Source organism: Parajatrophihabitans canadensis (assembly GCF_053764775.1).
Genome location: NZ_CM132445.1, coordinates 53,049 through 65,650, shown reverse-complemented (window position 1 = coordinate 65,650; position 12,602 = coordinate 53,049). Strand labels below are relative to the sequence as shown.

Annotated in this window: 8 protein-coding genes; 5 read left to right on the top strand and 3 right to left on the bottom strand. The window is 64.1% G+C overall.

Going from position 1 to position 12,602, the window contains the following annotated elements:
* Positions 1 to 38: 38 nt before the first annotated feature.
* From ACSMXN_RS00300 to ACSMXN_RS00290, 3 genes are all read left to right on the top strand, one after another.
* Complete coding sequence (locus tag ACSMXN_RS00300; protein ID WP_022915194.1) at positions 39 to 914, top strand: DNA-formamidopyrimidine glycosylase family protein; 876 nt, start codon at positions 39 to 41, stop codon at positions 912 to 914.
* Between the two features lie 83 nt (positions 915 to 997).
* On the top strand, positions 998 to 1,954 hold the full coding sequence (locus ACSMXN_RS00295; RefSeq protein ID WP_022915193.1) for a glycerophosphodiester phosphodiesterase family protein: 957 nt from the start codon (positions 998 to 1,000) through the stop codon (positions 1,952 to 1,954).
* Between the two features lie 123 nt (positions 1,955 to 2,077).
* Positions 2,078 to 2,512, top strand: coding sequence for an ATP-binding protein (locus tag ACSMXN_RS00290; RefSeq protein ID WP_022915192.1), 435 nt, complete (start codon positions 2,078 to 2,080; stop codon positions 2,510 to 2,512).
* On the opposite strand, the gene ACSMXN_RS00285 is transcribed toward ACSMXN_RS00290, so the two are convergent.
* Positions 2,509 to 7,362 carry an NAD-glutamate dehydrogenase gene (locus tag ACSMXN_RS00285; RefSeq protein ID WP_022915191.1) on the bottom strand — a complete coding sequence of 1,618 codons (4,854 nt, stop codon included), beginning with the start codon at positions 7,360 to 7,362 and terminating at the stop codon, positions 2,509 to 2,511. The genes ACSMXN_RS00290 and ACSMXN_RS00285 overlap by 4 nt on opposite strands.
* Before the next feature lie 206 nt (positions 7,363 to 7,568).
* Here ACSMXN_RS00285 and ACSMXN_RS00280 point away from each other — a divergent pair, with 206 nt between their 5' ends.
* Together ACSMXN_RS00280 and ACSMXN_RS00275 are read left to right on the top strand one after the other, a co-directional pair.
* Positions 7,569 to 8,228, top strand: coding sequence for a DUF1684 domain-containing protein (locus ACSMXN_RS00280; protein ID WP_022915190.1), 660 nt, complete (start codon positions 7,569 to 7,571; stop codon positions 8,226 to 8,228).
* 125 nt (positions 8,229 to 8,353) lie between these two features.
* Complete coding sequence (locus ACSMXN_RS00275) at positions 8,354 to 9,799, top strand: malic enzyme-like NAD(P)-binding protein (RefSeq protein WP_455407660.1); 1,446 nt, start codon at positions 8,354 to 8,356, stop codon at positions 9,797 to 9,799.
* 9 nt (positions 9,800 to 9,808) lie between these two features.
* Here the strand turns inward: ACSMXN_RS00275 and ACSMXN_RS00270 are convergent, their stop codons facing one another.
* Together ACSMXN_RS00270 and hisC are read right to left on the bottom strand one after the other, a co-directional pair.
* Entirely contained in the window at positions 9,809 to 11,491 is a 1,683-nt protein-coding gene (locus ACSMXN_RS00270) for a TIGR03767 family metallophosphoesterase (protein ID WP_022915188.1), read from the bottom strand.
* Between the two features lie 26 nt (positions 11,492 to 11,517).
* The gene (gene hisC, locus ACSMXN_RS00265) at positions 11,518 to 12,597 is read right to left on the bottom strand and encodes a histidinol-phosphate transaminase (RefSeq protein ID WP_022915187.1); all 1,080 of its coding nucleotides are present in this window, start codon (positions 12,595 to 12,597) and stop codon (positions 11,518 to 11,520) included.
* Between the last annotated feature and the right edge of the window lie 5 nt (positions 12,598 to 12,602).

The window sequence follows — 12,602 nt, the reverse complement described above, 5'->3', positions numbered from 1 at the left end:
CGGTGCGGCGATCGACGATCCCGCCGTATATTGCCTTTGTGCCGGAGCTACCGGAAATCGAGGCCCTCGCGGCCTTCCTGCGTGACAACGCCGTCGGACGGGTCGTTGTCCGCTCTGACGTCGCCGCCATCAGCGCGGTCAAGACCTTCGACCCGCCGCTCACCGCGCTCAACGGGTTGACCGTGACCGGCGCAAGCAGATATGGCAAGTTTCTCGACCTCGAGGTGGACGGTCTACACCTGATCACGCACCTCTCGCGCGCCGGCTGGCTGCAATGGCGAAACTCGCTGCCTGCTGCACCCCCCAAGCCGGGGCGAGGCCCAATCGCCTTCAGGCTGCATCTGACCCCCGCTGATGACGGTGAAGGCCAGAATGCCGGCTTTGACCTGACCGAGGCGGGTACCCAGAAGCGACTCGCGGTCTATTTGGTGCGAGACCCGCTCGAAGTACCGGGCATCGCTCGCCTCGGGCCCGACGCGCTCACGGTCAGCCTCGAAGAGTTCGCCGCTGTGCTCGCCGGTCAGCGTGCGCAGGTCAAAGGTGCGTTGACCAGCCAATCGGTGCTCGCGGGCGTGGGCAACGCCTACTCTGACGAAATTCTGCACGCGGCGAAGATCTCGCCGTTCGCCATCGCCGCCAGGCTCAGCGAGGCCCAGGTGAGCACGCTCCACGCGGCGATGCGCACAGTACTGCTGGACGCGGTCCAGCGGTCGGTCGGTCAGAAAGCAGCGACCCTGAAATCTGAGAAACGCAGTGGGCTGGCCGTACACGCACGCACCGGCCTGCCGTGTCCCGTCTGCGGAGACACCGTCCGCGAGGTCTCCTTCGCCGACAAGTCCCTCCAGTACTGCCCGACCTGCCAGACCGGCGGCAAGAACCTTGCCGACCGGCGACTTTCCCGTCTCGTGAAGTGAATTTCGCAAGCCGCTCGACACATCGCGAGCTCCAACCGGCAGACTGAAAGCGTGAACGACGTTTTACCCGCATCGCCGACCTCATGACGTGGCCAACCGCCCGATCGCGTGCAAAGCAGGCACCGCCTCGCCCTGCGAACGCCGAGCCGCTGATCATCGCGCACCGGGGCGCCTCCAGCGCGGTTGCCGAACACACTTTGCCCGCCTACCTTTCAGCGATCGAGACTGGCGCCGACGGTCTGGAGTGCGACGTCAGGCTGACCCGGGACGGGCACCTGGTCTGCGTCCACGACCGGACGGTGAATCGAACCTCCAACGGTTCGGGCATCGTCAGCGAACTCGATCTGTCCGGCCTGCAGCAGTTGGATTTCCAGTCCTGGAAAGAGGCTCGCCAGCAGGCCAGCTTCAGCGGGTCCGCCGATGATCTGATCGCCGAGTCGACCTATCTTGCCGATACCGTAGCGGACGATTCCCCCTATCTTGCCGGTGTCGACCCTGACCGGATCCGCCCAGATGATTCGCAGGTACTCACGCTCGAGGTGCTGCTCGGCGTGGTTCGAGATGCCGGCCGTCCGCTCAAACTGCTCATCGAGACCAAGCACCCGACCAGATACGGCGGTCTGGTCGAGAAGGAACTCGTCAGAGTTCTTCGACGCTTCGGATGGAGCGCCGGCGGACGTTCGGGCGGCTCCAGCGTCGCGGTCATGAGTTTCGCACCCGTGGCGCTTCGTCGGGTTCGGCTGCTGGCACCGAAGCTGCCGCTGGTACTCCTGCTCGATCGCGCCACGGCAATACGCCGCGATGGATCGCTTCCACACGGTGTCCGAACTGCCGGACCGGGCATCCGCTTGGTGCGTTCAAATCCCGATTACGTCGAGCGCGTACATGCGCTGGGCGGCCAGGTCTATTGCTGGACGGTCGACGAACCCCGCGACGTCGCACTCGCCGCGCGGCTTGGTGTCGACGCCATCATCACCAACCGGCCGGCCGAGGTCCGGGCGCAACTGGCGAGCTCAAAGGCTCCCGACAAACCCGTCTGAACATTGATTCACGTCGAGTAATTGCGAGATCAATGTTTATTCTGTTCGACCTCGGGTAAACAAACGGGTGACGACCGAATAGTCGCGTTGAGGACTGATAGCCGAATGGGAGGGATACGGCCCGTGGCAACGCTCTGGGTACGACACGCGCCTGCAAGCGCGTCGATCGTGCGCCGAAGCGTGTCTGCCGCCCTGCGCGAGTCAGGTGTGAGCGAGAACGACGCCTACGATGCTGCCCTCATTGCCAGCGAGCTGGTGGGCAATGCAGTCCGGCACGCGCCTGCCCTGCCGTCCGGACACCTCGTCATCGATTGGACAATCGCCGCCGATAGCTACACGATCGCGGTGACCGACGGTGGTGGCATTCGCGAACTCACCATTCCCGAAACGAACGTATGGGAAACCAGCGGCCGAGGCTTGAGCATCATCGCTGCCATCTCCACCGCGTGGGGCGTGACACCAGGCGAGAGCTCGACAACCGTGTGGGCACGCGGTGAGTACACCAGCGAGCCCAGGGCCGACAACGACCAAGCCGACCTCATCGAGCAAACCGCTTAGGTCGACAGGCCGCGCATAATCCTCAGCGCTACTGACAGAGTCGCCAGATCGATCGATTCCCGAGACAAGGCCTCGGCAAACGTGCTGCGCGCACGAGCGACTCGCTCAGGGTTCTGATCGGCCCACGAGGCCAGTCGTTCGGCGGCTGGCAGGTTTGCGTCGGTGCTGCGCAGCACCGCCGCCGTGATGGCCGCCAGCGCTGCATACACGTCGTGACGCATTGCCGCCCGGGCCAATGCCGACCAACGGTCCTCGCGCGGGAGGTTCGTGACGGCGTAGAGGATGTCATCGACACTGAGCTGCTCCGACAGCGCGTAGTGAAGATCGGCAACCTCGGCCGCCGGCCGGTCATTGGCAATCGCGATCTCGACCACATCGAGCAACAGGAACGCGCTCAGCAGGCCGGAGATCCTCGCGGCCAACTCTCTCGGCAGGCCGTGACCGACCAGTCGATCCACCTCGGAGTACAGATTTTCGCGCTCGCGGCCCCGCAACAGCTCGGGCACTCGTGGCGCCAAGCTGGCGACCGTCGCAGCGTAGCGCTCGATCTCTGCGGTGACATCAGAGATCGGGAACCGGATGTCGGCAAGCCAGCGAACCGCACGGTCGATCGTCCGTCGGACCTCGCGGTAGGCGATGTGTTGAGCGTCGGTCGGAACCTGATTGTCCAGCGCCTCGATGTCGTCCCAGATGCGTTGCAGCGAGAACACCTCGCGAACGACAATGTAGGCGCGCGCCGTCTCGGCCGCGTCCACCCCGGTTTCCTCCCAGGCCCGAAACGCGAAACTCGCTCCACCACGATTTACCAAGTCGTTGACGACACAGGTGGTGATGATCTCGCGGTGCAGCGGGTGGGTATCGAGGTCGACGTCAAAACGCTGAGCGATGGGCTTCGGAAAGTACGCTTGCAGCTGACCGCGGAACCATGGCTCATCGGGGACGCTCGATTTCCGGATCTGCTCCGCCAGCGTGATCTTGACGTACGCGGCGAGCACCGCCAGTTCCGGCGAGCTCAAACCCTCGCGGGACGCAGCTCGGATCGAAAGCTCTTTGTCTGTAGGTAGAAACTCCAGCGCCCGATCGAGTTCGCCAGTCCTCTCCAAATCCCTGATCAGTCGCCGGTGTACGGACAACAGCGCGCGCGCACCGTGCCGAGCCACCCCCATCAGGACGTTCTGCTCATAGTTGTCACGCAGCACCAGTTGGCCGACCTCATCGGTCTGCTCGGCGAGCAAGTCATTGCGGGTAGCCACGTCCAACTCGCCGGACTGGACCGCGCGATCGAGCAGAATCTTGATGTTCACTTCGTGATCGGAGGTATCGACACCGGCCGAGTTGTCCAAGGCATCAGTGTTGATATGCCCCCCGGCGCGGGCATACTCGACCCGACCCAGTTGAGTGAAGCCGAGATTGCCGCCCTCGCCGACTACCTTGCACCGCAACTCAACCCCATCTGCGCGCAACGCGTCATTGGCCTTGTCGCCGGCCTCGAGATGCGTCTCCGTCGAGGCCTTGACATAAGTACCGATGCCGCCGTTCCAGAGCAGATCGACCGGCGCGGTCAGGATTGCGTGGATCAGAGCGGCGGGTGCCAACTCGGTCGGCCGCTTGCCAGTGTCGGCTGAAGTGATTCCGAGCGCGTCGGCGACCTGAGACGAGATCGGAATAGCCTTCGCGGTACGAGGGAACACCCCGCCACCCGCCGAGATGAGGTTACGGTCGTAATCGTCCCAGCTCGAGCGCGGCAACGCGAACAGCCGCCGGCGCTCGGCGAAGGAAGGCCCGGGCTCCGGGTTCGGATCGAGGAAGATGTGCCGGTGATCGAACGCAGCCACCAGTCGCAGATGCTCACTCAGCAACATCCCGTTGCCGAAAACGTCTCCGGACATGTCGCCGATACCCACCACGGTGACATCTTGGGTCTGGGTGTCGACGCCCAACTCGCGGAAGTGGTACTTGACCGATTCCCAGGCGCCGCGTGCGGTGATGCCCATTTCTTTGTGGTCGTAGCCGACCGAGCCGCCGGAGGCGAAGGCGTCGCCCAACCAGAATCCGCGTTCGATGGCGATCGTGTTGGCGATGTCAGAGAAAGTTGCCGTTCCCTTGTCGGCGGCGACGACCAGATAGGGGTCGTCCGAATCGTAGCGACGCGTCCGCGGTGGTGCCGCCACGTATCGCTGACCCTCGGCGTTCGTCCGGTAATTGTCGGTCAGTTCGAGCAGCGACGTAATGAAGATCTTGTAGCAGGCGATCCCTTCGGCAAGCCACGCGTCCCGATCGACACTAGGATCCGGCAGTTGCTTTGCGACGAAGCCGCCCTTGGAACCAACCGGCACGATAACGGTGTTCTTGACCGTCTGTGCTTTGACCAAGCCGAGAATCTCGGTGCGGAAGTCCTCCCGGCGATCAGACCACCGCAGGCCACCGCGCGCTACCGCACCGAATCGAAGGTGCACACCCTCGAGTCGAGGCGAGTACACCCAGATCTCGTACAACGGGCGTGGTTCGGGCAGCTCCGGTATCGAGCGTGGATCGAGTTTGATCGCGAACGCACCACTGGGGACACTGACCCCGGTCAGATCCTCCTCTTCGCGATAGAAGTTGGTCCGCAGCGTGGCGTTGATCAGAGTGAGCAACGAACGCAGGATGCGGTCCTGGTCCAAGCTCGAAACCTCCGCCAATGCCTCAATGATCCGACCGCGCAGGTCAGTAACCTCCCGATCGGTCCCTTCCGGGTCGGCCGCCGCCCGGTCGGGATCGAAACGAGCTTCGAACAACGCGATCAACAGCCTGGCAGTTTCGCTGTTCTGGCTCAGAGCCTGCTCGATGTAACCCTGGCTGAAGTTGGTTCCGGCCTGTCTGAGGTACTTCGAGTATGCCCTGAGCACCATTGCCTGTTGCCAGGTCAATCCCGCCCGAACCACGAGCGAGTTGAAGCCGTCCTGCTCGATGCCGCCGGCCCACAGCACCCGCAACGTCTCGATCACCGCAGCCGAGCGGTCCGGTCCGAAGTCGACGCCCTCGCCGAGCTTCAACCCGAAGTCATAGATCCAGGCGGCCGTTCCGTCTGTTCGTTCAAGCTCGTAAGGTCGTTCGTCGAGCACCTCGATGCCCATTTTCTCGAGCATCGGCAGCGTCCGACCCAACGACAATGGGGTGCCGGTGCGAAATATCTTCAGCCTGCGGTCGGCCACGTCATCGGCGGTCGGGGTGTAGACGTCGAAGGCAAGTCCGTCGAGATCAGGCAGCACCTCTAGCCGACGCAAGTCCGACACTGCGACCGAAGCGACGAAATCCTCCTTGTACGCCTCAGGAAACGCGGTGCTGTACCGCCGCAGGATCCGCTCTGCCTCCTCCTCGCCGAGACCGACCGTCAACAAGTCGGCGAGGTCATCGCTCCAGCGACGGGTGACCTGCGCAACCTTTGACTCGACCTTCGACCTTTCTGGATTCGGAACCTCCTCGCCTGGTCGCAGAGCGATCAGAAAGTGCATGCGGGCCATGCCCAATTCCACGATGCGGTCATCACGGCCGATGATCCGTCCGGGCCAGTTGCTCAGAATCACATCGCGGACTCGGCGTCTGGTCTCCGGCCCAAGTCGATCGGCGGGAAAATACACGAGCACAGAGACGAAATCTCGATTGAGATGAGTACGCGCGAAGACGCCGATCCCGCCTCTATCAGCGCGATCGACCACGAGCTGCGAGAGTCGCAGCAGATCGGGGCTGGTGGCCTCGAGCAGTTCATCCCGAGGCAAGGTTCGCAGTGCGGCGAGTAGTTGCCGGCCGGTGTGACTGTCGGCGCGAGCACCCGACCGTTGCAGAACCTCGGCGATCCGACGGCGCAGGACCGGCACCCGGCCGACCGTACCGTCGGTCTCGTCCGTGATCAGCCCCAGGAAAACGTGGATCTTCTCGCCCGAGCCGTCCTCAGCAGGCGCGATGACGGTTACACAGTCATAGCGCGCCGAACGTCGAACGGTCGACACCATCGGCGATTTGAAAATCACCAGCGGCGCACCCGACCGGTAGGCAGGCAAGAGCTCGAGCGGAGAGACGCTCGCTTCGTTGCGAAGCACGCCGCGCTCGCTGCCGGTCGGCGACTCCATCGCCCGGGCCGGGCTCGCCAGTTCGTTGGCCGAATACGCGGCATGGCCGAGGATCATGAAATTACCGTCAGCAAGCCAGCGCAGGAGCGCGGCGGCTTCGGCGGAGGTCTCGCGGTCGAATTGACCTGGGTTGTCTTCCAGCTGATCAGCCAATGCCCGGATGAGGGCATACATCTCCGGACGATCGGCGACCGCGTCGTGCACATCCTTGAGCACGCGCGTCAGTTCGGCAGCGATGTGTGGATGCTCGCCCACCGGGATCAGGTCGGTTTCGATGTGCATCCAGGACTCGGTCTCGGCGCCTTCGGGCACCTTGTCGGTGTCGGCGAGATCAAGGACTTCGCGCAGAATTCCGGCCTCGTCGCGACGTACGACCAGCTGTGGATGCAGCAAATGGCTTACGGGATGCCCGGTGCGCTCCAACTCCGCTGTCGCCGAGTCCACCAGGTACGGGACGTCAGGAGTAACTATGTCGATCGCGGTGATGCCGCCGCCAAGATCACGAACCGAAACGAGCGTCTCGTCCTGGCCTCGTCGTCGTCCGATCTCCAGGTGCCGGCGAGCCAGTTCGGCGAGCGCACTCTGCTGACGTCCGGGTAGCTGGGCCGGCGCGTGGGCCAGGTAGCGGCGCAGGAAGACTTCGTCCGCACCGCTGGGTTCCGCGGGCGGGTTTGCGCTGCCAGAATCAGGTACAGCTGCGCGGGCGGACGCCGTGTCGGTCGAGTCCGAAAGGTCGGTCATGCTGCGGTCACCTCGTTGTGACGGTTAGCGATGGCGGGCGTGCGTTCGAGCGTTCGCCTGGCGTAAGTCAGACGTGTGGCGGTGCGAGAAACGGGTAGAAATACCCGTCGCCTCGACTCCATATCGAACCACAGCCCGGTCTCGCGACGGACCGCGCCCGGGCGCTTGCGGTGGGCCTGCTGGGCAGACTAGGCAAAGATCGGTACATGACTCTCGATGACGCCGCCCAGCGCTACTCGTTTCTGGTCGCTGACTGGCGAAGGCAGGTGCACGCCCTGTACGCGGCAGTCCGCGCGGCTGACACTCCGGTCGAAGCTCACGCGATCTGGGTGACCGGACGAACCGAGTTGTTCAACACCCACGGGGCCTCTCCGCTCTCGGCGGGACAACAGCTGCGGCACGCTGATTACGACCCGGCATTTCGGTTCGTGCTACCAGTTCTCGACGCCGACCCAGACCGCTTCGAGGTTCCCACCGGCACGGACGGGGTGGTCCCCTTCGAACGGACTGGACGATTCGAGCTGCCCGTGTCCGGCGCCCCGGGCATCAGCCCAGACATCAGCCCGGACATGAGCCTGGACGTCTGGTGGCTTGCCTCGTACGGGGGCGGGGTCTTCTTGCCCATCCGGGACGGCTCCGCGGGCACGCTCACCTATGGAGCCGGACGCTACCTTCTCGATACCGTCAAGGGCGCCGATCTCGGTCGAGTGCAGACGGCGGACGGCCAACGATGGGTCATCGATCTGAACTTTGCCTACAACCCGTCGTGTGTGTACGACCCGGCCTGGGCCTGCCCCTTGGCGCCGGCCGGAAACCGGATCGCGCTAGCCGCCCCCGTGGGCGAACTTCTGCCGAGCGGTTACTGAAATCTGCCGGCGCCGAGGACGACAGCGCGGCTCGCAGATCTCCGGCCGGAGATTTCCAGCACACTCAAGCCGTTGAGTTGTCCCTTACGTCCAGGTCAGAATCGCGAGCTGGCAGGATGGACGACATGGCTATGCCGGATTCCGCACACCCCCGTCCGACCCCGACGTCTGCGTCTTACTCCATCACGGTTCGCATCTACGCAGTTCCGGACGCATCGGTGGTCGGCCGGATTGCGACGGCGGTGACCGAAGCGGGCGGCATGGTCACCGCCATCGACGTCTCAGAATCCAGGCATGACCGGATCACCATCGATGTCACGTGCTCGGCTGGCAACGGTGAACATTCGGAAGAGATCGTTGCGCATCTGCGCGCCCTGGAAGGCATCGAGGTTCACCGGGTCTCGGACCGGACTTTCTTGCTGCACCTCGGCGGCAAGATCTCGGTTGAATCGAAGGTGCCGCTCAAGACCCGCGATGACCTCTCGATGGCCTACACCCCGGGCGTCGGGCGGGTATCGCTTGCCCTTGCTGCTCACCCCGAGGACGTCAGCAAGCTGACCATCAAGGGGAACTCGGTGGCGGTGGTCACTGATGGCTCAGCAGTGTTGGGCCTGGGCAATATCGGCCCTGGCGCAGCCCTACCGGTGATGGAGGGCAAAGCAGCCCTGTTCAAGAGGTTCGCCGGCATCGATGCCTGGCCGATCTGCCTTGATACCCAGGACGTCGATCTCATCGTGCAAACCGTGAAGCTGATTGCCCCGGGCTTCGGCGGAATCAACCTGGAAGATATCTCTGCCCCACGGTGCTTCGAGGTCGAGGCACGGCTGCGGGCTGAGCTGGATATTCCGGTATTCCACGACGACCAGCACGGTACGGCGATCGTGGTACTTGCTGCTCTGACCAATGCTTTGCGCTGTGTTCACAAGGGTATCGGGTCGGTGCGGATCGTGGTGTCCGGTGGTGGAGCGGCTGGGACAGCGATCGTCAATCTGCTGCTGGCTGCTGGGGTTCGGCACGTGCTGGTGTGGGATCGCGAAGGCATCTTGGCACCGAGCGACCCGACGCTGTCTGCGCCGAAGCGCGAGCTGGCCGCCCGGACAAATCCTGAGGGCGTAACCGGTGACCTGCACGATGCCCTTCGTGGTGCCGACGTCTTCATCGGCGTGTCAGCGCCCGGCGTGCTACCAGCCGAATGGATTGCCGACATGGCGGAGGATCCGGTGGTGTTCGCACTCGCCAATCCCGATCCCGAAACCGACGTCGACGCGGCAGCGAAGTACGCGACGATCCTCGCCACCGGACGGTCGGACTACCCAAACCAGATCAACAACGTGCTGGCCTTTCCAGGGGTTTTCCGCGGCCTGCTCGATGCACAGGCCGGCCAGGTCACGACCGCGATGTTGCTCCGCGCGGCGAAGGCGTTGGCGCATTGCGTCTCCGACGATCAGTTGAACGCGTCGTACATCGTCCCCTCGGTTTTCGATCCGTCAGTGCCTACAGCCGTGGCCACCGCAGTGCGCGAAGCTGCCAAGCCGACCCGTCGGCTCGCCGGCGACCGCGGCATGGAGTAGCGAACGGCTTCAGTGGAACGGGTCAGCCACGGTCAGCAGCACGTTGCGATCGGCCGGGGTGCCGGCCCGACCATGCTGCGCTAGATCATCAGTTCGCCATTGCCAATTGTTCGCTGCGAGCTCCCGAGAGAGACCTGCCATCTCGAGCACCGAATCGACCTCGCCACCCCACGGCAGTGAACCTGCATGATCGACCATCGTGGTCGCGATGGTGATGATGCCGGAGTCAGATCTCAGCACCTCCACCAATCTCGCCTGCTGCGGGTAGTCGATGAGCGACGGTGCGGTGACCTCCCACCAGGTGGACGGTGAGCCCCTACCGAAACGCGCTCGGGCGCTATGCGGGGTAACCAAGGTCCGATGGGTGTGTCCATTCAGCCAGAGGATGAGCGACGGATGCCCTTGCAGCATCTGATCAAGCTCACCGCCGAGGACGCGCCGCGCTGAGTCGTTCCAGTCCTCGTCATTCGGCAGCCGGGGGTTGATCAGGGTGCTGAGCGGATGATGCGAGGCGAGAACCACGTAGCGGCGCTCGATATCCGCTGCGGCCAATTGCTCGTCCAACCACACGAACTGCGCGACATCGAGCGAACCCTGCCAGCCCCCATTCTCGTTCACCGTGTCCATCACGAGCACCGTCACCTGCCCGTGGTCATAACGGTAGTAGGCCCGCTCGTCGAGGTCAGTCGCGGAATCGAAGTCCTCGAGACGACCGGCGAACCCGTGCCCCGGCGGACGGGCCGCCGATCCGAAGTGAGCAGCCACGAACTCAGCGCGGCTGACGGTCCGCCGCGACAGGTCGGCCGTGACGGGCCGGAAGCGCAACGACTCCCACAGTGTCAGGACGTCCAGTTGCGCGGTATCCATGTCGTGGCAGAACTGCGCGATCGCATCCATCGACCAGTGCTCGGGCAAGCCGATCGCTTTCAACGTGAGGTTGCCTGCGTCGGCGAACGGCCCTACCGCCGGGATCGTGCCCAGCGGCATCTGGTCGTGATTGCCATGCACTGCCAACCACGGCACCGCAAGACCGGTCGCGTCGAACGGCATGCGCAAGGCGTCGAGTAACGCCGGCGCATCGGGAAACCCGTGTACCCGCTTGGGCTTGTCCGCAACGCCCGGCTCTGGATGCCAGAATGCCTCGTCCCAGTAAGCACGTTCGTGGCTCGACGCGACACCTTCGTACCTGGCAGGGTCGCCAGAATCAGGCAGGATCGGCCCACCCTCGAGTACCCGCAACGACCAGCCGAGCTCATTTTCCTGAGCGTTGTCGGTGACGTCGCCGGTCACGATGGCCCAATCCAGTGGTTGGCCGCCGATAGGGCCGGCCGAAACGTCGTTCAGTGAGCGCACCATCGCCTCTGCGACCTGGACGGTCAAGCAGTCCTGAGCCCGATAACTGCCGACAGCGTCGACCAAATGCTTGATCGGTGAATCGTCGTCGGCCCACCGATCGAGAAATTCAGCACGAGCTGGCGATTGCGAGTCACAGATGTGCAGATCGGAAAGATGACCGATCGTGAGCAACGAAGTACCCGGCGACGAGGTGCCGGCACCGGTATCGAAGGCCCCGCGCACATGTGGACCCGCGGCTTGCCGCACATGTGGCTCGCCCGGGCCGGCCGCCAATTTCCAATACCCAGCTGCTGAGCGCGACGCTCCAACAACGGTCGCCCGATCGGTAGTGGTCATCGGTACTGTTCGGCCCCCGAACCGGGTCAGCGCCCGCGAAGTTCCCTTGCACAGGACAGAAATTTGTCATTCTCTGCCTCGGTGCCGACGGTAACGCGCACCCCGGCATCAGCGAAGGGCCGGACGATCAGGCCGCGGTCCTCACAGCCGCTCGCGAACGACAGCGCGGCGATGCCACCCTCGCCGTCGGGGCCGTTTCCGAGCCAGACGAAGTTTGCTTCCGACTTCGGTACGGCGTACCCGGCAGCCCGAAGCTCGGAAGTGATACGGCTGCGTTCTGCAGTTATTTCGGCCACCCGTTCGGCAAGTTGTCGCTCGGCCTCAGGTTCCAGCGATGCGAGCGCCGCAGCCTGGCCTACCTGAGTCACCGCGAACGGCACTTGCGTCTGACGGACGGCGTCGCTGACCGCGGAGTCGGCGGCGATTCCGTACCCGATTCGTAAACCAGCCAGACCGTATGCCTTCGAGAAGGTCCGGAGCACGATGATGTTCGGGTAACGGCCCAGCAAGGTGGTTCCGTCGACGGTCGACGGGTCTGTCACGAACTCCCGGTATGCCTCGTCCAGCACCACCAGGACGTCATCGGGCACCTTGTCCAGGAAGGCAGTGAGCCGATTGCCGTCCACGACGGTCCCGGTGGGGTTGTTCGGATTGCACAGGAAGATCAAGCGGGTGCGAGCGCTGATCGCCGCAGCCATCGCATCGAGGTCGTGTTCGTCGTTCAGTAACGGCACGCGAACAGCGGACGCGGCGGCAATCGCGGTGATGATCGGGTAGGCCTCGAACGAGCGCCAGGCGAACATCACCTCGTCACCCTCGCCCGCGGTTGCCAACACCAGCTGCTGGCACAGCGACACCGAACCGCAGCCCACCACGACCTGCGCCGGATCGACGCCGAACTTGCCGGCCAAGGTCGACGCTAGCTCCGTGGAAAAGCTGTCTGGATAGCGATTCGCCTCCGCTGCCACGGCCGCGATCCGGTCGATGACATGCGGCAGTGGCCCGTAGGAGGTCTCGTTGCTGGCGAGTTTGATCGCGCCGGTGACCGTCCGGCCAGGAACGTAGGCGGGCAGGTCTGCCAGGGTGGCGCGAAGGCGAATGGTCATGACGG